This is a genomic window from Ruegeria sp. AD11(2025) (genome assembly GCF_056542405.1).
The window spans coordinates 189,635-212,261 of the sequence record NZ_JBQFZU010000004.1 but is presented as its reverse complement, the minus strand read 5'-3'; the positions used below and the strand labels follow the sequence as shown (position 1 = coordinate 212,261).

Below are 22,627 nucleotides of genomic sequence, written 5' to 3'. Positions count from 1 at the left end.
TTGGAGGTTTTCAAGCGAGGTTTACCTGCTACCAACCTCTGCATCGCGACGGGGTCGACAACCAGCGACTTCAACATCCGTTCGGACCACTGCAATGCGCCCGAAGTCAAAAGAAACGTCTCAGGTACGACGACCCGCTCTCCGATCCAGACGCCGCCAGACCGCTCATGTTCTTGCAGGGTCAGTTCCCCAATCTGTTCAGCACGTTGGCGTCCCAGACGGGCAACCGCTTCGCCGAATTCCGAAGCCCGATGGTTTTTTTGTGTGTCATCGCAGAGGATGCACCTTTGCCCGGCTCACACACTTCGGTAAACTCACCAATGTCGGACGATGAAAGCTGATTGACGTTATGAGCGATTTTGCAAAGAGTCCCGCACAGCCCCCCCCATAGCCTTGATGATGTCAGCCACCCCGTCTCGCGCGTTCTGCCAATGTGGCTCGATCACGTTCAACCCCAGTGAGGCCGCAACACCCTGTTTGACTTGCGGGCCAGTGCCGTTTTCGTACCCGCGCAGGTCACCCACGGGGCCACCGATCTGAATACTCAAGCCACGTTCCGCCGCTGATTCCAACGCCTGAGGTCGGCATTCCAGTTCGGATCGCCAAACCTTGAACTTCGTCGCCAAATAGATTGGACAAGCGTGCTGACCGTTGGTGCGCCCCATGATCATCGTGCCCTGACTGGTTGAGATGCGATCGTCGATCAACGCCACAACGGTGGAAAGACAGCTTTGGACTTGCTCAAGCCCAAGTTTCATCTGCAGGACCATCGCGGTGTCCATAATGTCCTGCGTTGTCGCGCGAAAATGTACATGGGCCGCATAATCCGGCAGCAATTTGCGCAACTGCTGGACCAGCCCAACGATTGGGCGACCGACAAGCTTCATCTCTGCCTGCAACTCGGCCTGGTTTAGCTCACAGATTGAAACCGCTTCGATCGCCTTAGCAGCTTCGTTCGGGATCAGCCCGGATGAGGCCTGATGCGAGGCAAGAACCTGTTCGATTTTGAGCCAGGCAGACATCGTGGCGTGTTCCGACCAGATGGCGCGCGTGTAGGCACTGGAAAAACAGTCCCGATAGATACCATACTCAAGCATCTTCCAGTCCTCCTTGTGCGATCTGCCGTTCCTTGAGGACCCCACGGATTCGGAACGCCATGGCGGCAAGCCCGACAATCAGGAAGGCCAAGGCAATCGGGCGCTTAACAAAGATCATTGCGCCGCCCTCGGACATCAGCAGCGACTGGCGGAAGGTCTCCTCGGCCCTTTGGCAGCACGAACGAGATCACGAAAGCCGCGATGTTGAAGTCGTATTATCGCATCAACCAGCAGGCAAATCCCACAATTGTCATGACCGTCAAGTCGAACTTGGACCCGCGCGCCGAATACGCCGCGACAAAGGCTGTCAGGAAGATCAGTGGATATAAAACATTGGTCGGTATCCTTAAGATCAGACGCGCGACCTGAGTAGCGCCGAAATAGCCGATCAGACCGTAGGCCAGGATTCCCAGCATACCGCAGGCGAACAGTTTGTAGACCAGTTCCTTGTCCGTCAAAAACAGGGTCGGGCCGACTTGAAAACCATGGATCAGGAAAACACCCAGCAGGATCGCCCCGATGGTCGAGCCCGGAATGCCCAGCGACAGCAGCAGCGCCATCGAAGGACCGGAAACCGCGTTGTTGGCGGCCTCGGGCGCGGCGACACCTTCCAGTGCACCCCTGCCCCACATCTCGGGATTTTTTGCGCGCCGCCTGCCTTCACCGTAAGAGATGAATGCTGCGATGGCCGAGCCCAGGTCGGGCAATACACCGATGCCAGCACCGATGAAGCCGCCACGATTAGCGTGCGGCAGGCAAGGCCGATATTCTTCCCAGGTCGGTGTGTTACCGTCTTCGGTGCTTTCATTCACTTCGGTCTCGCCTGTAGAATTGCGGCGCGTTTCCAGCTGGACAAAGACTTCGCCCAGAACGAACACGCCGATCATCAGCGGCACAAGGCCAATGCCGTTGGACAGCTCGAACGACCCAAACGTATAGCGCTCCTGGCTCGAGATGGGATCAATCCCGACCATGGCGATCAGGATACACATCAGCGCCGATGCCAGACCTTTGACGATGAAATTCCCGATGACAGAGCCGATGACGACGAAGGCGGCAAAGTATATTGCAAAGGTCTCGGGCGTTCGCAATTTCAGGGCGATGGCCGCGATGAAACCGTCGTCAATGACCAGCAGAATATCCCCCGTCAGGTCACCGATGATCGACGAGATCGTGGCGACCTTCATTGCCTTGCCAGCTTTACTGGCACGCGCAAGCGGATAAACGTCGATCTGCGTTGCGGCGCTGGCCGCCGTCCCGGGCGTATTGAACAGAATGGCTGCGATCGAGCCGTCGAAGCAGTCAGGCCGGGCGTGGCACCGACGATCTTGCCCACAACTGCGGCGAGGACGATGGCAATGAGCAGCGTGGGATCGGTAATCAGCGAAAGAAGTGCAGGAAAGATTTCCATGGTGTATCCAGGTGGGCAGGTCAAAAACCTTGCCGTAGGGCGGGAAGACGCCAAGCAAGACGAAAAAGATGAAGTGGAAGACCAGCGGGCAATGAACAACAGACAAACCCAGCCCTATCCAGCTGCGTACACCGAAGAAGTAAAGGATGATCGGTGCAACCACGGCCGTGGGCGGCAAGTAGCCAAACCAACGGAAGGACAGCTGATAGATCAGGGCGATTATGAACAGACCGATGATCTGTAGGGTCGCACCGTCATCTTGATCATGGCTTGTGTTTCCCGCCGTTCGGCGCGCGGCGCCCATAAGCATCAGGCCCGACAGGAACCGCAAGGCAACAGATGCAGAGAAGGGTATCCGGTTCCAGCAGCCGTATGAGCCACCGCCGCTCAAACTCTGGATTGTCCGTTACAGCAATTCCGGTGCTTTTTGCCTTGAACCATTGCGCAACCCTCTGGGGATCGTCGCCCTCTGCTTCAAGATAAGCGCGGCTTAATCCGTGGATTCGTACACTGGCGTCCGACCAGCCCGCCGCGCCCCAATCAGGATGGGGTTTGATGAGACGCGATCCGGTGATCACTTTGCCTTTGACTACGCGTGCAATGCCAACCTCAATTGGCTAACTGATCGCGCTTAGTGAACTGGCTTCGAAATCGAGGAAGTATGCGGGCTGAGTCAGGAATAGATTCTGAGTTTACTCGATCAAAACAGGCTATCCATACTATGCGCAATACGCTCGTACGAAAGGCATCAAGCCAAAGCTGCTTGTTCGAGGCAGGAACACTCACTTTGAACACCGTTCTGAGATCGGCTGACGTCCAAGCGCGCAGTAAGTTTGCGCAGTCTTCGAGAAGAACGGCGCTTCCGATCACCAAAGTGGCAACGGAACCGATAGGACATTTCTAACAATCACAAGCAGCCCGTGCTCGGACAAAAGTGTTGTGGCATGTTATTGCCATTGCGGTTCAACGGATAGGCATAGCATGGCTCAATCCACGGATTTGAAAAGAACTTCCGGGATTTCCCCTTTGCATCCGGTTAGATTTAACCCATCTCGGCGACACATTTTCCAAAGGAGAGACACATGTCGCGCACTATCCTATTAGCTGTAGCCATCGCCGCCATCGGCGCTGGCGCGTATTATTACTTTACTCAACCTGAACCCACACCAGCCGAGCAATTGCAATCGGCGGCACAAGACGCTGGCGACGCGGTCAGCGAGGCAGCCCAGGATGCAACCGATGCTGTCAGCGAGGCCGCAAGCTCGGTCGCGGATCAAGCAACCGAAGGCGCCTCATCCATCGCGGAACAGGCCAATGATGCGGCCGAGCAGGCCGGTCAAGCGGCCACGGATCTGGCCAATCAGGCCGGTGAAGAAGTTGCTGCATTGGCGAACCAGGGTCAGGACCTGCTGAATTCGTGGGTCGAGAACGGCGCGCTGAGCCTTGAGAATTTCGACTATGACACGATGGTGGCTTCGATTCAGGAAAGCGAGCTGGCGCAGGACCTGAAAACCCAGGCCATCAAGATTCTGGACGACATCAAGGCTTCGCCAGAGACAATCGCGGTGAAGATTCAGGAACTCCGCGACCTGCTGTCGGGACAGTGAAGCAGAAGGGTCGCCCGGTTCGGGCGGCCCACCTTGCGGGCGTGGCGCAGGTTCCATCCACGTCAGGGCGTCGGCCGATTGACGCGCAACGGCTCATTTGTTTGGCTGTCATCAAGTTGGAACAAACCCAAATCCATGCTTTTGACGACGCGGTTATGAGTAGCCGCCAGTGGCCGGGTTTCATCAACGATACGATCAGTTCAGAAACAAGGAACGACTATGACCACCCTGCCCTCGACTATGTTCGCAACTGTTCTTTTGCACGACGGCTATTCCGGCGAAGCCACCGGCCCTTATATCCGTGACGCTGCTGACTGGCTGGCCGAGGCCGAGCTGCCGGTTCCTGAACCCGGCCCCGGACAGGTTCTGGTCAAGCTGCGCGCGGCATCGGTGAACCCGTCCGATATCCACTTTATCAAAGGTGAATACGGGCAGCCTCGCCTCAAAGGGGCCGCCGCCGGGTTTGAGGGCTGCGGTGACGTGGTTGCAACCGGAAAAGGCGCAGAGGCGCTGCAGGGTCACCGCGTTTCATTTATCACCGCCAGTTCCGGCGCTTGGGCGGAATACGTTCTTGCTCCGGCAATGATGTGCATCCCTCTGCGCCCCGAGATTTCCGACGTAGATGGTGCGGCGCAGATCGTGAATCCTCTGACCGCCATGGCCATGGTTGACATCGCGCGGAGCGCCGGGGATGCATTTGTGATCTCGGCCGCCACCAGCCAGTTGGGCAAGCTGATGTGCGGTCTCGGGCGCGACCTCGGGCTGAAACCTATCGCGCTGGTCCGGCGCGGGGAAACTGTCGACACATTGAAAGATCTCGGAGCTGCTGAGGTTTTGGTGACCACCGATCCGGACGTTGCGCAGAACTTTGCCAAAGTCAGCCAGGCACTGAAACCCCGCGTGTTCCTGGATGCCGTGGCCGACCAATTATCCGAGCAGGTGTTCTGCGCCATGCCCAACCAGGCGCGCTGGGTCTGTTACGGTAAGCTCAGCGCCAAACTGCCGCAATTGACGCAGATGGGCCAGCTGATCTTTATGGGCAAGCAGATCGAAGGGTTCTGGCTTACCAATTGGGTCACCTCAACCCCACCGCAAGATCAGGCGCGTGTCGTGGCCGAGGTGCAGGCCCGGTTTGCTGATGGTCGCTGGAAAACCGATATATCCGAACGACTTGCGTTGAAGGATTTAATCCCAAATCTGGCCGAAGCGCTGAAAAAGAGTGACGGGAAGGTGATTATCACGCCATAGTAGAACAAAGCCCCGGGTGACGGAGGACCCCCGGGGCGTTCAATACGCCGGGCGCACCGGCGTGGGAGGGTGAAATTGGACAACGCGCAGCTGCTGATCAGCGGGCTGGCAAATGGCTGTGTCTATGGCCTGATCGCGCTTGGTTTCGTGTTGATCTACAAAGCAACCGAGGCGGTGAACTTCGCGCAGGGCGATTTTATGATGCTGGGCGCTTTTGTCACCATAGGGCTTACCAATACCGAATATATGGGACTGCCCTTCTGGCTGGCCCTTCCGATCTCGCTGGGGATCATGGGGGCGCTGGGGTATCTTTTAGACCGGTTGATCATCCGCCGCCTGTTTGGGGAAAGCCAGACCGCAGTGGTGATCCTGACAATCGCTTTGGGCTTCGTGATCCGGTTTGCTGCAGGCCTGATTTGGGGACATGAGCCGCAAACTTTGCAGAACCCTCTGGCTGGAAAGGAGTTCCGTTTCGGAGGCATTGTTCTGGGAATGGAGGATGTGGCGGTCATCATTGTCACCGTATTGCTGACTTGGGGAATGTACGTGTTCTTCAACCGAACCAAGCTGGGGCTGGCAATGCAGGGTGCGTCGCAGAACCAGTTAGCGGCCTACTACATGGGCATTCCTGTCAAACGCGTTCAGGGGTTCATCTGGGCCTTGGCCGGAGTGGTGGCCGGTATTGCGGGCGTGTTATTCGCCGCCAAGGGCGCGGTCGACCCGACAACCGGCCTTTTGGGGATCAAAGCCTTCGCTGCCGCTGTAATTGGCGGGTTAGGCAGCCTTCCGGGCGCGTTAGCCGGAGGGTTGATCGTCGGCGTCATCGAACCCTTTGCCAGCCGCTATATCGCTGCGGGCTACAGTCAGATCGCACCATACGCGCTGCTGCTGGCGGTACTGATTTTCCGCCCCAACGGGCTGTTCAGTCAGGTTCGGGTCAAGAAGGTCTAGGCCCATGCGGATCGTGTTCAAAACCGACTATATGCAGGATATCCGCCCCTGGAAGGATCGCTATCAGCTCATCCTCTACCTGATCCTGCTGGCACTCGTCGCCCTGGCGCCGAGGTGGCTGGATGATTTCTACCTCGGAGAACTGACGAACGTCCTGATCTGGGCCATCGCCGGGCTGGGTTTGATGGTTCTAACCGGCCATACCGGGCAGGTCAGCCTGGGCCATGCCGCCTTTCTGGCCTTTGGGTGTTATGCGAACGCCATCCTGATCGAAGCGGGTGTTCCATTTCTGGTCGCCTTCCCTCTGGCCGGTGTCCTGACGGGGATTGCCGGTGTGACGGTCGCTATCCCTGCCCTGCGACTGCACGGAATCTATCTGGCGATCTTCACCCTTGCGCTGTCGATCCTGATGGATGACGTGATCGTTCTGGCGGAACCGCTCACCGGTGGCGTGGCGGGCAAGTATCTGGGCGGTGTCGAGATTTTCGGCTATCTGGTCGATCGTTGGGCCACACCCGATCAGTTTTTCTGGTTGGTTCTGGGCGTGGCCGTTCTGGTCACCCTCGGCTATATCAACCTGCTGCGCGCACCGTTGGGGCGGGCCTTCATCGCGGTGCGTGACTCCGAGATTTCGGCGCAGGCGATGGGCATCGATATCGCGCGCACCAAGATGGTCTCGTTTGCCCTTTCCTGCGCCGTCACGGGCTGGGCGGGTGCGCTTATGGGCATGTACGCGGGCGCGTTCAACAACGAAACTTTCAGCGTCCTGATTTCAATCCAGTTGCTGATGATGATTGTGATCGGCGGGCTGGGTTCGATCCACGGCGCATTTCTGGGCGCTATCGTGATCGGATTTCTGCCGCAGTTCCTGTCGATCTCGAAGGAATACGTGGGCGCACTGTTTGGCGGCAACACGGTCGCCATTCCGGGGCTGGAGTTCGGCATTTTCGGGATGATCCTGATTGCCTTCATCCTGTTCGAACCGATGGGCCTCTATGGTCGCTGGCTGAAAATTCGCACATGGTTCGAGCTGTTCCCCTTCTACCGAAAGGACATGTTCAAACGACAGAAATCCTACCTCAAGACGGAACGTCTGCGATGAGCCTGATGGAGTTCGAAAACGTCACCCTGAAGTTCGGGGGCTTGATTGCCGTCAACGACCTGTCCTTCTCGGTTGACCGAGGTGAGGTTTTTGCCATCGTCGGCCCGAACGGTGCGGGCAAATCCACCGTCTTCAACCTGATATCGCGGTTTTATGAGCCTTTTGTGGGGGCGATCCGTTTTGACGGCCACGACCTGTTGCAGGTCAAACCGTCGGGCGTGGCGGCCTATGGCGTGGCGCGCACATTCCAGAATATCGAGCTGTTCGAACACGCCACCGTCCTGCAGAACCTCTTGGTCGGGCGGCACCGGCATCGCCGTACCAACATGGTGTCAGAGGTGCTGTTCCTACCCTCCGCCCGAAGGCAAGAGGTCGAAAACCGAGAAAAGGTGGAAGAGATTATCGACTTCCTAGATCTGCAGGCTTATCGCGACAAGATGATCTCGGGCCTACCTTATGGCGTGCGCAAGGTGGTTGAGGTCGCCCGCGCACTGGCCACCGATCCCAAACTGCTGTTGCTGGACGAACCGGCCTCGGGGCTGTCGGTCGAAGAAACCACGGACATGCGTTGGTGGATCGACGACATTCGGCGGCAAATGGGCATCACCGTGCTGATGGTCGAACATGATATGGGACTGGTTTCGGGCGTGTCCGACAGGGTTCTGGCCATGGCCGATGGCGCGAAACTGGCGCTTGGCACGCCCGCAGAGGTGCAATCCCACCCTGCGGTGGTCGAGGCCTATCTGGGGAAAGCCTCATGAGCGATCCTGTCCTGACCATCCGAAATGTCGAGAGCTTTTACGGTCCCATCATGGCGATCCGGGGTGTGTCTCTGGACGTGCATCACGGGCAAATCGTCTCGATCCTTGGGGCCAATGGTGCTGGGAAGACGACCTTGATGAAAACCATCTCTGGTGTGATGGACCCTGAAAAGGGCAAAATCACGTTTGATGGCATCGAAATACAGGGGTCGGAGCCGCACAATGTTGTCGAAATGGGCATCGTCCACGTCCCCGAAGGACGTGAGGTCTTTCCCCTTCTGACCGTTGAAGAAAACCTCAACCTCGGCGCTTATACATTGGCCGACAAATCCCGGATCGATCACCACCAAGAGCTGGTTTTTACCTACTTCCCGATCCTGAAAGAACGCCGGAGGCAAGAGGCTGGCACTCTGTCGGGCGGCCAGCAACAGATGCTGGCCATTGGCCGTGGCCTGATGGCCAACCCTAAGATCATGCTGTTGGACGAGCCGTCACTGGGCCTGTCCCCGCTGCTGGTGCAGGAAATCTTTGGCATCCTGAAGCGTCTGAACGACGAGCAGAACATGACCATGATGCTGGTCGAGCAGAACGCAAAGGCCGCGCTGGAACTGGCTCAGCACGGATATGTGATGGAGGTCGGCCGAATCGTCATGGACGGCGCGGCGGATGTGTTGATGCAGTCCGAGGACATCCAGAACTTCTATCTGGGCATACAGGAGGAAGGCGCGCGGGAAACCCGCCGCTGGAAACGCAGAAAGACGTGGAGGTGAGCGGTTGAATATCAGCACCCTGCCCCCTCAGGCCAATATCAACGGCGTCTGGTTCAACGCCACCGCTGGTCAGCGTCCGGTGCATGTGGATGAGTGCACCACCATCACTCAACTGTTTCAGAAACGCTGCACCGCGCTGGCTGACCGCACCGCGCATCGCGAAAAAGACCTTGGGATTTGGAAGTCCTATTCATGGACTGACTATTGGCAACACGCCAAATGGATCGGGCTAGCCCTGCGCAAACTAGGTTTGAAACGCGGCGAGGTCGTTTCGATCCTGTCCGAAGACCGCAAGGAATGGGCGTGGTTCGACATGGGCATTCAGGCCGTCGGTGGTATCGCCTCGGGCGTCTATACAACAGACTCGTGCCACCAGTTGGAATACCTGATCAATGACAGCGACAGCCGCTTCCTGATCGTCGAAAACGAAGAGCAGCTGGACAAGTTTCTTGAGATCGAATCCGAGGTGCCCGGTCTGCGCAAAGTTGTCATACTTGAGGATGAGGGCCTGCACGACCTGACCCATCCCCGCTGCATGATGATCGACGATCTTTATAAGCTGGGCCAACAGGCCGAGGCCGATGATCCAACGCGGTTCGAGGCGGAACTTGCGCTGGCATCCCCCCAGGACACGGCCCTGCTGATTTACACCTCGGGCACCACCGGCAAACCCAAGGGCGCCATGCTGAGCCACGAGAACATTCTGGCCGCCATTGAAAGCGGTGCCCGCGCCCTGCCCGCCTTTGAAACCGACGAACAACTGTGTTTCCTGCCGCTCTGTCATATCCTGGAACGTGCGGTTTCGATCTATTTCCCTCTGGCCGCGAAATGCGTCGTTAATTTCGCCGAAAGCCCCGAGACCGTTTTTGCCAACCTGCAAGAGGTCTCCCCCACCACCTTCGTTGCCGTGCCACGCGTGTGGGAGAAGATCTATTCCTACGTCCAGATCATGGCGCAGGACGCGACGCCAACGGGCCTTGCCGCGTATCAGATGGCGCTGAAGGCCGGGGTTGCGCGGGCTCAGTATCTGTGCGCGGGCCAATCCGTTCCGGTAGGCGTTTCGGCGCGGTTCTGGTTGTGGGATCGTCTTGTGCTGCGAAACCTGCGGCGAATGCTGGGGCTGGACAAAATTCGGCGGGGCGGTACCGGTGCGGCGCCGATCTCACCCGATTTACTGAAATGGTACTGGGCCATCGGCGTACCGTTGATCGAAGGGTTCGGGATGACCGAAACCTCGGGGCTGGCGACGATAAACAGCGTCGAGACCAACAAGATCGGCACTGTCGGGCAGGCCATCGCCAGCAATGACATCCGTATCTCGGACGACGGGGAAATTCAGCTGAAAGGTCTGAACATCTTTCAGGGTTATTGGCGCAACAATGCTAAAACAGCCGAGACCTTCACCGCCGATGGCTGGCTGCGGACCGGTGATTTGGGGCATATCGACGATCAGGGATATGTCACCATCACCGGGCGGCTTAAAGATGTCATCATCACCGCGGGCGGCAAGAACATCACTCCGGCCGAGATCGAAAGCCGGTTGAAGTTTAGCCCCTATATCTCGGACGCTGTGATCATCGGGGACGCCCGGAAATACTTAACCGCCCTGATCATGATCGATCAGGAAAACGTCGAGAAATACGCGCAGGATCAGAAAATCCCATTCTCAAATTTCGCCTCGCTCTGCGCGGCACCCGAGGTCAAAGATCAGATCGGGGTCGAAGTCTCGGCGGTCAACAAAGAGTTCGCGCGCGTTGAGCAGATCAAGGATTTCCGCCTGATCGACGTGTTATTGACCGCTGATGATGACGAACTGACCGCGACGATGAAGCTGAAACGCAGCTTCGTGGAACAGAAGCACGCGCATCTTATTGAAGACATGTATAAATAATGAAATTCACAGGGAGGAGTAATCATGATCAATGGGATCAAAGGCTTGGCAACCGCGACCGCTCTGGTAGTGACCGCAACCGTGGCCAATGCGCAGACGCAGGGCGTCACGGATGATGAGATCGTCATCGGTTCGGTCAATGACCTGAGCGGAATTTTTGCCGCCGTTGGCGTTCCGGCAACCAAGGGCGCAAATGTGGTGTTTGATCGGGTCAACGCGGCCGGCGGCGTACACGGCCGCACCATCCGCTATGTGGTCGAGGACAACGGTTATCAGATGCCGCGCGCGATGCAGGGCTATAACAAGCTGCTGAACCGCGACAAGGTGTTCGCCATGCTGCAATCATTAGGCACCCCTATGAACCTTGCCGGGTTCAAGCTGCTGGATCCCAAGGGCATTCCGAACGTCGCCCCCCTGACGGCTTCAAGCTTGATGTTGCAGGAACCGATGAAAAACAAGTTCATCTCGTTTTCCACCTATTTCGACCAAAGCCGTATTGGCGTGAAATATCTGGCCGATCAGTTCGGCTCGCAAAACGTCTGCACCATGTATCTGCCGACGGATTTCGGCGAAGAAATTCTGGAAGGCAGCAAAGCCGGTGCCGAAGAGGCCGGCATCGCCTTTGTCGCTGAGACCACGCACAAACCGGATGAGACCGACTTTGTCGGCTCGTTGAGCAAGCTCAAGGAAGAAGGCTGCGATATAGTCACGATAGCGCTGGGTGTGCGTCAGGCGATCACGGTTGTGGGTACGGCCAAAAAGATGGGCCTGACAGATATGAAGTTTCTTGGCACAGCTGCAAGTTTCCTGACTGTTGTGGCGCAGGTTCCGGGTGGTGTGACGGACGGGTTCTACGCGGCCGCCTCCTGGCAGGATCTGTGGGCGCGTGCCGATGATCCCGCCCCGGCCGCGTTTATCGAGGAATACAAAGCCGCAACCGGCGAAGACCCCGTCGGGTTTTCCATGTTGGGCTACTCCTCCGCTGAAATGATGGTCAGGGCGCTGGAGGCCGCAGGCCCCGATCTGACTCATGAAAGCTTTATCGCGGCCATGGAAAGTCTGGACTATGACGACGATTTGGTTGGAAACCGCCTCACCTACGGTCCGGATGATCACCAGGGCGCGGACATTGTCTTTGTCAACGTGGTGGAAGACGGGGCCTGGAAGTTGGTTTACGAGGAATAAGTCCCAGCACTCAAAGTCTTTTCCAGGAAACTGCGCCCGTCGATCCCCGGCGGGATTGCCAGTGCGTTCATGGCGCCTGTCCGAGCGTCGGCTCAGTTTACGCTGTCACAAAACTGTTATAATCAGGCAGCATGACAACCGCTGGAATAGAAAACATGTTGAAGCTCACCAATTGCGAAGTCATTGCGCAAGGGAACCGGCAGTTTGTTTACCAACATCCTGACGCGCCGGATACGCTTCTGAAGATACCTCAGCCTGACACAATGGATGGTCGGGCCAATCTTGTGACGGACACGTGGTTTGATCGAACATTTCGTCGATCAACGGTTTTCAAAGGGTTCCTGCGCGAGTTTCACGAGTCATTTGACCTGATGGTTCGGTATCAGAACCGAGATGATCCTATTCCGGTTTGCGAGGTTCGTGGCGTCGTTCAAACGGATATGGGCCTTGCGCTTATGTATGAACGGATTTCCGAGCCGGACGGGCAGTTGTCACCCAGCCTGAAAGAACTGGCAGATAGTGGGCGCCTCACACGTGTGCATCTGACCGCACTGCACAAACACTTTGACCAGTTGATCGAGCAACAAGTTCTGATCAGCAACAAGAACACCGGTAACATTGTGTACCAGACGTTTCCTGACGGATCGGCACGATGGGTTTGGATAGACAGTTTCGGCTGCAAGCAGATCATTCCAGTGCGCCGCTGGTTTGGGTTCTTGAACAGACGCAAGATCAATCAGATCAGGGAAAGGTTCATCAGTGTTGCCGAGACGGCGTTGAACAAAATGTCGGCTGAGAAAACCGAGGCATAGGAGCTTTATTATCATAGGTCGTCGTTTGACCCGACAAAGCAAAACGGCCGCAATTTCTTGCGACCGTTTGAAATTCGTATTCCGCAGCGATTAACGCTTCGAGAACTGGAACGAACGACGCGCTTTGCGCTTACCGTATTTCTTACGTTCCACAACGCGGCTGTCGCGGGTCAGGAAGCCAGCAGCTTTCAGCGCGCCGCGCAACGACGGATCGTACAGCTGCAGAGCTTTCGAGATGCCGTGCTTGACCGCACCGGCCTGACCGGTCAGGCCGCCGCCTTTGACGGTCGCAACAACGTCGAACTCACCTTCTACGCCGGCAACCTGAAACGGCTGGCGCAGGATCAGCTGCAGAACGGGACGCGCGAAATACTTGTCCTGATCCTTGCCGTTCACGGTGACCTTGCCGGAACCCGGCTTGATCCAAACGCGGGCAACAGCGTCTTTACGCTTGCCGGTGGCATAGGAGCGACCCAGCTCGTCACGTACGGGTTCACGCACGATGACTTCTTCGGCCACGGCTTCAACGCCTGCAACGGCGCTCAGCTCTTCGAGAGTATTGATCTGATCAGCCATGGTCATTAGCTCCGGGTGTTTTTCTTGTTCATGGACTTAACGTCCAGAACTTCGGGCGCTTGCGCCTCATGGGGATGCTCGGCACCGGCGTAGACGCGCAGGTTGGTCATCTGCTGGCGTGCCAGACGGTTGCCCGGCAGCATGCGCTTGACCGCTTGGGTCACGACGCGCTCGGGGTGTGCGCCCTCGAGGATCTGCTGCTTGGTGCGCGACTTGATGCCGCCCGGGTGGCCGGTGTGCCAGTAGAAGTTCTCTTCGCGCTTCTTGCCGGTCATCTGGATTTTGTCAGCGTTGATCACGATGACGTTGTCGCCCATGTCCATGTTCGGGGTGAACGACGCTTTGTGCTTGCCACGCAGACGCATGGCGACGATCGAAGCAAGACGGCCCAGAACAACGCCCTCGGCGTCGATCAGGATCCATTTCTTGTCGATGTCTGCAGGTGTTGCAGAAAAGGTTTTCATGGCAGGATAGTCCTGTTTGATGTGAAAGACCGCCCAAAGACAGAGCGGCCCGAATTCGATGGAGCGTATTTAGAGGGGAGTGCTGCGCAGGTCAACAACAGTAATGTCTTTTAAATCGTGTAATTTCAACGACTTAAAAAATAGGTATTATTTTACCCCAACTATATGGGCCTTTACCCCTGCCCTGCCTTACCCGCTATAGTGATAGAGCAAACCGACTAAGGGAGCGCGGACAATATGGAGTGGCAAAAAACCATCGCTGATTACGGTGCATCCTGGCAAGAAACGGACCCGGATAAGCGCCTCATGCTTTTGGCGAAGTGCTTTGCTGAAAATGGTCGCTATGTCGACCCGACCGCAAATGTGAGTGGCCGCGCGAACCTGTGCGATCATATAGGTGAGGTTCTTCAAAGCTCAGGTGGTCGCGTTGAGTTAACGAGCAAACCCTCCAATCACCACGATGTTGTCCACTTCACGTGGCACATGATCGGTCCGGACGGTAGAATCTTTGTGTCAGGCCACGATTTTGTTCAATTGGATGTCGACGGTAAAATCGCTTACTTGGCGGGTTTCTTTGGCGACCCTGCCCCATTAAATTGAAGGATCAAACGCTGATCTGTTCAGGCGGATTGTCCAGCAGTCGCCGCAACCGCTGCATCGCGTCCTCGAATCGTTCCAGTGACACATGTCCATTCATCGCAATGCGCACTGCGTTTGGCGCCCGCCCGTCCCGCAGGGCAAATTCATCAGCGGACCTGAGTTGTATTCCTTCCCTCTCAGCCGCGCGTGTGAACGAACCAGCGCGCCAGCCGGACGGAAGGTTGAGCCAGACAAAGGGCACATCGGGCGCCCAGTTGAGGTCAAACCCACCCAGCGCATTCACCGCCACTCGGACATAGTCGCCCATCCGAACACGCACATCCCTGGCGATCTGAAGAGTCCGGGGATCGGACAGCAGTAACCGGGTGAGTTCAGCCAGCGGCTGCGCCAGACCGAAGTAACCGTATTCAGCCGAACGCCGCAGATCGACGCTTCTCTCTCGGGGCGCGATGGCAAATCCGACGCGCAGTGACGGTGTCAGGATTTTCGAGATCGAGGACACATGCCACCCCCGTTCAGGGGCCAGAGCCCGATAGCTGGGCTCACGCGCGTCACCCATGCGATAGCAGTCGTCCTCGATGATCTGCAGGTCAAAGCGCCGGGCGACCTCAACAACCTCTTTCCGGCGTTCAAGCGGCGTGTGTGAACCTGTCGGATTCTGTACTTCAGGCGAAACACAAACCGCCTGCGCCGCAGTTTGGCGCAACAAATTCTCCATTGCCTTGGGGTCGATCCCCCATTTGTCCATTTTCACACCAATCACGTCGGCGCGCATCAGTTCACCAGCGCGGCGGAATCCGGCGTAAGACAGGTCTTCGACCAACACCACGGGCTTAGGCCCACGCAGAATGGTTTGAAACACAAGGCAAAGACCATTTTGCCCGCCATGAGTCAGTACAATGTCGTCATGGGTCAGCGCACCCAACGGCAGATCCGACAGCCATTCGACGACTGCCTGCCGCATCGGCTGATATGCATCGCGGGTCGGATAGTTCAGAAACAAGCCCGGATCGGCTTGTGACACCTTCTGCAAACACTCCCGGATCAGAGACACCTGCCCCATATCCGCCAAACGCGGGCTGAAAAGGCTGACATTGGCGTTGTATTTGTCATCCCGCAGATGCAGTTGTCTGGCCCACACGTCATCCAAAATTGGGGATTTCGGTGGGGCAACAAATGTACCACGCCCGACCTCGGCTTGTAACAATCCCTCATCGGTCAGAATCGTATAAGCCCTTGCGACAGTGCCCGGCGTAATTTGTAGTCGATACGCCAGTTCCCGTACCGGAGGTAGCTTCGTGCCGACCTCGAGCAGCTTGTTATCAATGGCTTTTCGGATTGTGTCGGCAACCAGAGTGTACTTCGGACCCTTGGATTTCGGCAGCGCCTCTGGCCAAATTGTATCCATTACAATTCTTCCTTTGATTTTGACACAATCCTGAATGTATCAATCACATATACCGAACATACATGCTTTGTGTCAATACAATTTGAAAGGATACCTACTATGACACGCGCAATGCACAACCCCGCCCTCATGCTGCTGAACGACAGTCCACGGCTGCCGCTGATCGCCGCGCTGGCCGTGCGGTTTGCGGCGACAGTGACAAAGTGGGAACGCCAACGCCGCAGCCGTGTTAATTTATCCAATCTGGATGACAGACTTCTGAAAGATGTCGGCCTGACCAAATATCAGGCCCGGAATGAGTATATCCGCTACTTCTGGCAGGAGTAAAAATTCCCCAGTCCCTTGACGGGACCTCTTCCTGGCCGGGCTCTGCCCGGCCCTTTTTTACCCAAAAGCCGCAGCCGCAGACCCCTCGGGTGGAAGCGAGTAGGTCATGGTCGCCCGGGCTACTGGTTTGTCAGACCCATCCGAGAACATCAGAACATCTCCGACCGCCAGACTGCGCCCAAGTTTCAGCAAGCGGCAATGAGCTATCAAATCCTTACCGCCCTCGGGTTTGCGCAGAAAGTCTAATGAGCTGTTTGTAGTCACCGCCAGTGATTGTCGTCCCTTGCGGGCCAGAACCAACGCATAGACGCTAACATCGGCCAATCCGAACATGGACGGCCCGGACACGGTTCCACCGGGGCGCAGATGCCTGTCTTCGACAACCAGTCGCATGACAATCGAATCTTCTTCCAATTCTTCGACGACAAAATCCCGATGCACCTGCGGAAAGATCTGTTTCATGTAATCCATCAGATCTTTCCGGCCCATTACCAACGCCATGCTTCCCCTCCTCGACTTGCCGACCTAGAGTTGGCCCGACATCAGATCGGAGGGCAAGATGGCAATTCTGGAACGTAACGACACAGACGCGGTCGCGACCCTTAAAATGAACGCGCCCGAGCGCCTGAATGCCTTGAGTGATGAAATGCTGGCCGCGCTACAGGCCGAGTTTGACGCCTTGCGGGATGACAGGTCGATTCGCGCCGTGATCCTGTCTGGGGAAGGCAAAGCGTTTTGCGCGGGTCACGACCTGAAACAGATGACGGCCGGGCGTCAGTCCGAAGATGGTGGCAAGGCCTATTTCCAGGACCTGTTTGCCCGATGCGCGCAGATGATGCTGTCGATCCAGTCTCTGCCCCAACCTGTCATCGCGCAGGTCCATGGTATCGCGACTGCTGCGGGGTGCCAGTTGGTCGCTACTTGCGATCTGGCTGTTGCCGCTGAGGGCACTCGATTTGGAGTCAACGGAGTTAACATCGGACTGTTCTGCTCCACTCCAATGGTTGCGCTCAGCCGGAACATCCCACGCAAGCGCGCGTTCGAGATGCTGACGACCGGCGACTTCATCTCGGCCGAAAAAGCGGTTGAGCTGGGGCTGATCAATCGTGTGGTGCCTGAAATGTTGCTGGAACACGAAACGGCAACCCTTGCCGGTCAGCTTGCGGACAAGCTGGGATCAGCCGTGAAGATCGGCAAGCAGGCTTTCTACAAGCAGTTGGATATGTCGATTGAGGAGGCCTACGCCTATACCGGCGAGGTAATGGCACAGAATATGCTGCACCGGGATACCGAAGAAGGGATATCTGCATTTATCGAAAAAAGACCGCCAAATTGGCATCAATAAGGCGATTGTTGCCAACATTTTTAAAGACTGTCCTCATTTTTGCACTTTCCAAAAAGGCGACACTGTGGCAAAGCTGGGTCAGAGCATATGCTCTGGAGACACTTTTGGGTCGCCGTGGGCGGAAGGTCCCTCCAAGCTGGTTTCTCTCACCGGCGTCGACATTCCCGCAGCGGTGACCCCAAAATCCCCCTAATTCACAAACGATACGCCTCGTGTTGCGTTGAGCGGTGCTGTGCCCTATGTGGCAGCGCATGACACAGAATTTGCATATCGTGGGCGGCGGCATGGCCGGGTCCGAGGCCGCGTGGCAGGCGGCGGAAATGGGCGTGGATGTTGTGATCCACGAAATGCGGCCCAAAGTGGGCACGTTTGCGCACCAGACTGGCAACCTGGCCGAGATGGTGTGTTCGAACTCGTTCCGATCGGACGACGACGAACAGAATGCAGTAGGCCTGCTGCATTGGGAGATGCGCCAAGCCAACGGTTTGATCATGACGACGGCGGACGCGCACCGTCTGCCCGCTGGTGGCGCGTTGGCCGTGGACCGCGATCCTTTTGCTGAAGCGGTCACCGAGAAACTGCGCGCCCATCCCCGCGTTGAGGTCACGGGCGAAGAGGTGACCTCCCTGCCCGATGATGGCCATTGGATTTTTGCCACCGGCCCCCTGACCTCGGCCACGCTGGGTGAGGCTATTAGGATCGAGACCGGCGCCGAGTCGCTGGCTTTTTTTGATGCCATCGCTCCCATCGTTTATGCCGACAGTATCGATATGAGCAAAGCGTGGATGCAGTCACGCTATGACAAGGGCGAAACCGAAGAAGAACGCACTGCCTATCTGAATTGTCCCATGGACCGCGATCAGTATGAGGCGTTCATCGACGCCCTGCTGGCCGCCGACAAGACCGAGTTTCACGACGGGGAAACTGCTGGGTATTTCGATGGCTGCCTGCCGATCGAAGTGATGTCGGAACGGGGGCGCGAAACCCTGCGCCATGGCCCGATGAAACCCGTTGGCCTGACCAACCCGCACCAGCCAAACGTGAAACCTCATGCTGTGGTACAGCTGCGCCGGGATAACGCCCTTGGCACACTGTTCAATATCGTGGGCTTTCAGACCAAGATGAAATACGGCGCGCAGACCGAGGTGTTCCGCATGATCCCCGGCCTGGAAAACGCCAGCTTCGCACGTCTGGGCGGTATTCACCGAAACACCTTTATCAACTCGCCCACCCTGCTGGATTCGCAGATGCGTCTGAAATCTAAGCCAAACATTCGTTTCGCGGGGCAAATCACCGGTGTTGAGGGGTATGTCGAAAGCGCCGCCATGGGACTTCTGGCCGGTCGTCTCGCTGCGGCCGAAATTCTGGGCCATTCCTTGCCCGAAGTGCCGCAGGACAGCGCCATGGGTGCCCTGATCCACCACATCACCGGCGGTGCCGAAGCCAAGACCTTCCAACCGATGAACGTCAATTTCGGCCTGTTCCGCCCTGTGGACGGTCTGAAGGGAGGGCGCCGAGGCCGCAAGGATCGTTACAAGGCCTATACCGATCGGGCCAAGGCCGAATGGACAAACTGGCTGAGGCATTGCTGACTGGACGCACCCCTGCCTGAAGTCCTAACATCGGTATATGAGCGACAATAAAATCAAAGAAAGCTACGGTTTAGATACGCCCGAGGCATCGCGGGCTCATTACCAGAAATGGGCTTCCTCCTATGATGCCGAAGTCGGTGCACACGGCTACGCGACCCCCGGACGCGTGGCCGAGGCGCTCTGGTCCAAGATGCCCGAACCTCAAACACCTGTATTGGACTATGGATGTGGCACCGGCCTGTCGGGTGAAGCCCTGCACGCCGCCGGTTTTCAGGTGATTGACGGGATGGACCCAACCCCCAAAATGCTGGAAGGAGCCGAGGCCAAGGGAATCTACCGCAAGCTTTCCTCTTTCGAGATCTCGGACCCAAACCCATTGGAGGAAGGTGCCTACAAGGCGATTGCCGCCATTGGCGTCATCAGTGTTGGCACAGCACCGCCCGAGGTGTTTGATATGCTGATGCGCGCCCTGCCCAGAAATGGTCTGCTGGCTTTTTCCTTTAACGATCATACGCTTGCGGATAAGTCCTATACTGTTCGGCTGAATGACTGGCTGGATATGGGGGCCGCGCGACTTCTGTTCCGGGAATATGGTCCCCATCTGCCCGGCATGGACTTGAAATCTGACGTATATGTTGTTGAAAAAGCGTGATTTTTAAAACCCGATTTGCGCCATCTCCTACTGGCCCCCTGCATTTGGGCCATGCCTATTCGGCATTACTGGCTCATGATCTTGCAATGGCTGAGAACGGACAGTTCCTGCTGAGGATCGAGGATATCGACCGTTCGCGGTCGCGGCTCCATTGGGAAGATCAGATCTTTGACGACTTGCAATGGCTGGGCCTTCAGTGGCCTAAACCAGTAATGCGGCAATCTGATCGTATGGCCTCGTACGACAAGGTGTTGGACGATCTGTGGGCGCGCGGGTTGCTCTACCCGTGCACTTGCAACCGCAAAGATATCGTAGCCGCCGCCAGCGCGCCGCAGGAAGGCGCGCCTTTGCATGGGCCGGACGGGATCATCTACCCTGGTACGTGCCGAGAAAAATGGAAAAATACCGCAACGGACAGCCCGCGACCCAAGGATGTTCCGTTACGTCTACACATGGCTGCGGCTGGCAGGTTGCTTCTGAGTTCGGGGAATACAGGCGCAATAGTTGGATCATTTCAGGAAACCGGCATGGGGCCGGACGGCGAAACCGGGCCCATTGGTTTTACGCTGGAAGAACTGACAGAAACCATCGGCGATGTCGTATTGTCCCGGCGCGATATGGGCACGTCCTACCATCTGTCCGTGGTATTGGATGACGCCGCGCAGGGCATCACCGATGTCATACGCGGTCGGGACCTGTTTGAGGCGACACGTATTCATGTTGTATTGCAGGCCCTGCTTGGATTGCCGACACCGCGCTACCTCCATCACCGGTTGATCCGGGACGACGCAGGTAAGCGTCTGGCAAAACGTGATGATGCGCGGGCAATCTCGAAATACCGGGCCGAGGGCGCCTCACCAGCAGATATCCGGGCAATGGTCGGGCTGTAACCAGGTCACTTGATCGGTGACATCAACTCAACCTCGGCCCCTTCACGAACGGCAGTGTAGAAACACGAGCGGCGGTTGGTGTGGCACGCGGCACCGGTTTGACGCACCAGAACCAGCAAGCAATCGCGGTCACAATCAAAGCGGAAATCTACCAGCTGCTGCACATGGCCCGAAGTTTCACCTTTAATCCAGAACGACTGGCGGGACCGCGACCAATAGGTGACGCGCCCGGTTTCCAGCGTTTTCTCAACAGCTTGGGCGTTCATCCAGGCCATCATCAATACCTCGCCCGAGCCTTCATCCTGAGCGATGGCAGGGATCAGACCGGACTCGTCATATTTCAGTTTGGTCGGGTCAAATGTTACAGTAGAGGACATGAGAAAAACCTTTTGCATCCCGGTGGATGCTCACTATGTATGGGGAACAGACAACGAGGGAAAGCCATGTCCGGCGAGAACGATCTGATAAAGCTCTATTCCGGCCGCATTCTGGCGCTGGCCGCGGATATTCCGCATCTGGACCGTCTCGACAACCCTGATGCCACCGTGAAAAAGCGCTCGCCCCTTTGCGGGTCGACTGTGACCGTGGATGTGAAGATGCAGGACGGAAAGGTCTCAGATTACGGGCAGGATGTGAAAGCCTGCGCGCTGGGTCAGGCCTCGGCTGCAGTTGTCGGCGGTGCCATTATCGGCGCAACACGGGCGCAGGTGGAAACCGCGCGTGATCAATTGTCGGCCATGCTGAAAAAAGACGGGACGGCACCCGACGCCCCTTTTGACGGGCTCGAAGTTCTGATTCCTGCGCGTGATTATAAGAACCGTCATGCCTCGATCCTGCTTGCACTTGAGGCCACGGCCGAAGCCATGGAGCAGGCCGAACAGGCCAATTGCGCCTGAACGTGGCTTTCTGAGGCAAACCTGTCTAACCTCAGCCGAACTTTTGGGGAGTGTCTGGTTTGAACAATTTGCTTGAGCATTTCGTTACCCTGTGGGTTGTTATCGACCCCATCGGAACAATCCCCGTCTTCATCGCGGTCACGGCAACTCTGACCGCATCCGCCCGTCGCAAAACGGCACTTCTTGCTGCTCTGGTCAGCGCTGGGGTGCTGTTGTTCTTCCTTGTTTTCGGACAATTGCTTATCGAAGCACTGGATATCGGTCTGAATTCTTTTCAGGTTGCGGGCGGCATCATTCTCTTTCTTTTCGCGCTGACGATGATTTTTGGCGAAAGCAAACAGGTCGTGGAACAACACGAGGCCGAAGAAGAACTCGAAAGGCCGTCGCAACGCCCCAATCCGGCTATATTTCCTCTGGCAGTTCCCTCCCTTGCCTCACCTGGGGCGATGTTGGCCATTGTCATCCTGACCGACAACAATCGGTACAGTGCCGCAGATCAGGGCATTACGGCCTTGGTGATGTTGTCTGTGGTGCTGATCGCCTTTGTTCTGATGCTGCTGGCGGACCCGATCATCCGCCTTATTCGATATTCGGGTGCTGCCATCATCAGCCGTGTCATGGGGATGATCCTGGCTTCGGTCGCGGTCAATTCCGTGCTGTCGGCGATGATTGAGATCATCAAAACGGGCGAACTATAAGAAAAAACCGCCGCACCTTCCGGGCGGAAAGGGCGGCGGCAGGTTGTGCGTGTCTCGCGTGGGGTCCGGATAGCCGCGCGGGGCCGAGGCAGGCCCCTCAAGGGAAATGGGACAGGCAGGTCACCCTTGACTGAAATGGGTATGACAGAGCGGTATGATCGGCACGAGATCGCAGGCAGAAAGGGTCAGAACGTTCCGGGAAGGTGAAGGGCAACCATCAGCATCACCACCAAAGATACGGCGCCCGCAGCATCTTGCAAAATCGTCGACTGCGAGCGGCTCAGGGCGGTCTTGATCTGGTTCAGCATGGTCTCACCTCCGGTCAAAGCTTTAATCCTTTGTTG

General features: G+C 57.0%; 26 protein-coding genes. 17 read left to right on the top strand and 9 right to left on the bottom strand.

From position 1 onward, the window contains the following. Positions 1–347: 347 nt before the first annotated feature. From ACR1XY_RS06195 to ACR1XY_RS06185, 3 genes are all read right to left on the bottom strand, one after another. Entirely contained in the window at positions 348–1,097 is a 750-nt protein-coding gene (locus tag ACR1XY_RS06195; RefSeq protein WP_480590966.1) for a lyase family protein, read from the bottom strand. After that, on the bottom strand, positions 1,090–1,215 hold the full coding sequence (locus tag ACR1XY_RS06190; RefSeq protein WP_480590964.1) for a hypothetical protein: 126 nt from the start codon (positions 1,213–1,215) through the stop codon (positions 1,090–1,092). The genes ACR1XY_RS06195 and ACR1XY_RS06190 overlap by 8 nt, the downstream gene beginning before the upstream one ends. Positions 1,216–1,312: 97 nt before the next feature. Continuing rightward, complete coding sequence (locus ACR1XY_RS06185; RefSeq protein ID WP_480590962.1) at positions 1,313–2,899, bottom strand: tripartite tricarboxylate transporter permease; 1,587 nt, start codon at positions 2,897–2,899, stop codon at positions 1,313–1,315. A 691-nt stretch (positions 2,900–3,590) separates the two neighbouring features. Here ACR1XY_RS06185 and ACR1XY_RS06180 point away from each other — a divergent pair. The 9 genes from ACR1XY_RS06180 (at position 3,591) to ACR1XY_RS06140 (ending at position 12,835) form a co-directional block, all read left to right on the top strand. After that, positions 3,591–4,115: a hypothetical protein gene (locus ACR1XY_RS06180; protein ID WP_480590960.1), complete on the top strand. Its 525-nt coding sequence runs from the start codon at positions 3,591–3,593 to the stop codon at positions 4,113–4,115. A gap of 219 nt (positions 4,116–4,334) precedes the next feature. Continuing rightward, positions 4,335–5,363, top strand: coding sequence for an alcohol dehydrogenase catalytic domain-containing protein (locus ACR1XY_RS06175; RefSeq protein WP_480590958.1), 1,029 nt, complete (start codon positions 4,335–4,337; stop codon positions 5,361–5,363). Positions 5,364–5,438: 75 nt separating this feature from the next. Further along, complete coding sequence (locus ACR1XY_RS06170; RefSeq protein ID WP_480590956.1) at positions 5,439–6,314, top strand: branched-chain amino acid ABC transporter permease; 876 nt, start codon at positions 5,439–5,441, stop codon at positions 6,312–6,314. A 4-nt stretch (positions 6,315–6,318) separates the two neighbouring features. Beyond that, positions 6,319–7,416 (top strand): branched-chain amino acid ABC transporter permease, encoded by a 1,098-nt coding sequence (locus ACR1XY_RS06165; protein ID WP_480590953.1) that lies wholly within the window; start codon positions 6,319–6,321, stop codon positions 7,414–7,416. After that, entirely contained in the window at positions 7,413–8,177 is a 765-nt protein-coding gene (locus ACR1XY_RS06160) for an ABC transporter ATP-binding protein (RefSeq protein ID WP_480590951.1), read from the top strand. Before ACR1XY_RS06165 ends, ACR1XY_RS06160 begins: the two co-directional genes overlap by 4 nt. Next, positions 8,174–8,947, top strand: coding sequence for an ABC transporter ATP-binding protein (locus ACR1XY_RS06155; protein ID WP_480590949.1), 774 nt, complete (start codon positions 8,174–8,176; stop codon positions 8,945–8,947). The genes ACR1XY_RS06160 and ACR1XY_RS06155 overlap by 4 nt, the downstream gene beginning before the upstream one ends. 4 nt (positions 8,948–8,951) lie before the next feature. Then, a complete protein-coding gene (locus tag ACR1XY_RS06150; protein WP_480590946.1) occupies positions 8,952–10,838 on the top strand; it encodes an AMP-dependent synthetase/ligase in 1,887 nt (628 codons plus the stop codon). 24 nt (positions 10,839–10,862) lie between these two features. Then, positions 10,863–12,023: an ABC transporter substrate-binding protein gene (locus tag ACR1XY_RS06145; protein ID WP_480590944.1), complete on the top strand. Its 1,161-nt coding sequence runs from the start codon at positions 10,863–10,865 to the stop codon at positions 12,021–12,023. Positions 12,024–12,178: 155 nt separating this feature from the next. Then, positions 12,179–12,835: a YrbL family protein gene (locus tag ACR1XY_RS06140; protein WP_480590942.1), complete on the top strand. Its 657-nt coding sequence runs from the start codon at positions 12,179–12,181 to the stop codon at positions 12,833–12,835. Between the two features lie 90 nt (positions 12,836–12,925). Here ACR1XY_RS06140 and rpsI read toward each other — a convergent pair whose 3' ends face one another. After that, the gene (gene rpsI, locus ACR1XY_RS06135) at positions 12,926–13,411 is read right to left on the bottom strand and encodes a 30S ribosomal protein S9 (RefSeq protein ID WP_480590939.1); all 486 of its coding nucleotides are present in this window, start codon (positions 13,409–13,411) and stop codon (positions 12,926–12,928) included. Positions 13,412–13,416: 5 nt separating this feature from the next. Then, positions 13,417–13,875, bottom strand: a complete 459-nt coding sequence (gene rplM / locus ACR1XY_RS06130; RefSeq protein WP_039536983.1) for a 50S ribosomal protein L13 — start codon at positions 13,873–13,875, stop codon at positions 13,417–13,419. Positions 13,876–14,112: 237 nt separating this feature from the next. Between rplM and ACR1XY_RS06125 the strand changes: the two genes are divergently transcribed. Then, on the top strand, positions 14,113–14,475 hold the full coding sequence (locus ACR1XY_RS06125) for a nuclear transport factor 2 family protein (RefSeq protein WP_480590938.1): 363 nt from the start codon (positions 14,113–14,115) through the stop codon (positions 14,473–14,475). Between the two features lie 4 nt (positions 14,476–14,479). On the opposite strand, the gene ACR1XY_RS06120 is transcribed toward ACR1XY_RS06125, so the two are convergent. After that, entirely contained in the window at positions 14,480–15,883 is a 1,404-nt protein-coding gene (locus tag ACR1XY_RS06120; protein ID WP_480590936.1) for an aminotransferase-like domain-containing protein, read from the bottom strand. 99 nt (positions 15,884–15,982) lie between these two features. Here ACR1XY_RS06120 and ACR1XY_RS06115 point away from each other — a divergent pair, with 99 nt between their 5' ends. Next, the gene (locus ACR1XY_RS06115) at positions 15,983–16,210 is read left to right on the top strand and encodes a DUF1127 domain-containing protein (RefSeq protein WP_480590934.1); all 228 of its coding nucleotides are present in this window, start codon (positions 15,983–15,985) and stop codon (positions 16,208–16,210) included. Between the two features lie 57 nt (positions 16,211–16,267). On the opposite strand, the gene ACR1XY_RS06110 is transcribed toward ACR1XY_RS06115, so the two are convergent. Beyond that, positions 16,268–16,711, bottom strand: a complete 444-nt coding sequence (locus ACR1XY_RS06110; RefSeq protein WP_480590932.1) for a PaaI family thioesterase — start codon at positions 16,709–16,711, stop codon at positions 16,268–16,270. Positions 16,712–16,769: 58 nt separating this feature from the next. On the opposite strand from ACR1XY_RS06110, the gene ACR1XY_RS06105 reads away from it, so the two are divergent. The 4 genes from ACR1XY_RS06105 to gluQRS all read left to right on the top strand — a co-directional run bounded on the left by ACR1XY_RS06105 (position 16,770) and on the right by gluQRS (position 20,689). Then, entirely contained in the window at positions 16,770–17,555 is a 786-nt protein-coding gene (locus ACR1XY_RS06105) for an enoyl-CoA hydratase (protein ID WP_480590931.1), read from the top strand. A 251-nt stretch (positions 17,556–17,806) separates the two neighbouring features. Next, positions 17,807–19,147, top strand: a complete 1,341-nt coding sequence (gene trmFO, locus ACR1XY_RS06100) for a methylenetetrahydrofolate--tRNA-(uracil(54)-C(5))-methyltransferase (FADH(2)-oxidizing) TrmFO (protein ID WP_480590928.1) — start codon at positions 17,807–17,809, stop codon at positions 19,145–19,147. 37 nt (positions 19,148–19,184) lie between these two features. Beyond that, on the top strand, positions 19,185–19,799 hold the full coding sequence (locus tag ACR1XY_RS06095) for a class I SAM-dependent DNA methyltransferase (protein WP_480590926.1): 615 nt from the start codon (positions 19,185–19,187) through the stop codon (positions 19,797–19,799). After that, the gene (gluQRS, locus tag ACR1XY_RS06090; RefSeq protein ID WP_480590922.1) at positions 19,796–20,689 is read left to right on the top strand and encodes a tRNA glutamyl-Q(34) synthetase GluQRS; all 894 of its coding nucleotides are present in this window, start codon (positions 19,796–19,798) and stop codon (positions 20,687–20,689) included. The genes ACR1XY_RS06095 and gluQRS overlap by 4 nt, the downstream gene beginning before the upstream one ends. Before the next feature lie 5 nt (positions 20,690–20,694). Here the strand turns inward: gluQRS and hisI are convergent, their stop codons facing one another. Continuing rightward, positions 20,695–21,084, bottom strand: a complete 390-nt coding sequence (gene hisI / locus ACR1XY_RS06085; RefSeq protein ID WP_480590920.1) for a phosphoribosyl-AMP cyclohydrolase — start codon at positions 21,082–21,084, stop codon at positions 20,695–20,697. A gap of 48 nt (positions 21,085–21,132) precedes the next feature. On the opposite strand from hisI, the gene ACR1XY_RS06080 reads away from it, so the two are divergent. Together ACR1XY_RS06080 and ACR1XY_RS06075 are read left to right on the top strand one after the other, a co-directional pair. Beyond that, positions 21,133–21,585: an iron-sulfur cluster assembly scaffold protein gene (locus tag ACR1XY_RS06080; protein WP_480590918.1), complete on the top strand. Its 453-nt coding sequence runs from the start codon at positions 21,133–21,135 to the stop codon at positions 21,583–21,585. Positions 21,586–21,644: 59 nt separating this feature from the next. After that, the gene (locus ACR1XY_RS06075) at positions 21,645–22,283 is read left to right on the top strand and encodes a MarC family protein (protein WP_480590916.1); all 639 of its coding nucleotides are present in this window, start codon (positions 21,645–21,647) and stop codon (positions 22,281–22,283) included. Between the two features lie 185 nt (positions 22,284–22,468). Here the strand turns inward: ACR1XY_RS06075 and ACR1XY_RS06070 are convergent, their stop codons facing one another. After that, on the bottom strand, positions 22,469–22,591 hold the full coding sequence (locus ACR1XY_RS06070) for a hypothetical protein (protein ID WP_480590914.1): 123 nt from the start codon (positions 22,589–22,591) through the stop codon (positions 22,469–22,471). Positions 22,592–22,627 lie beyond the last annotated feature (36 nt).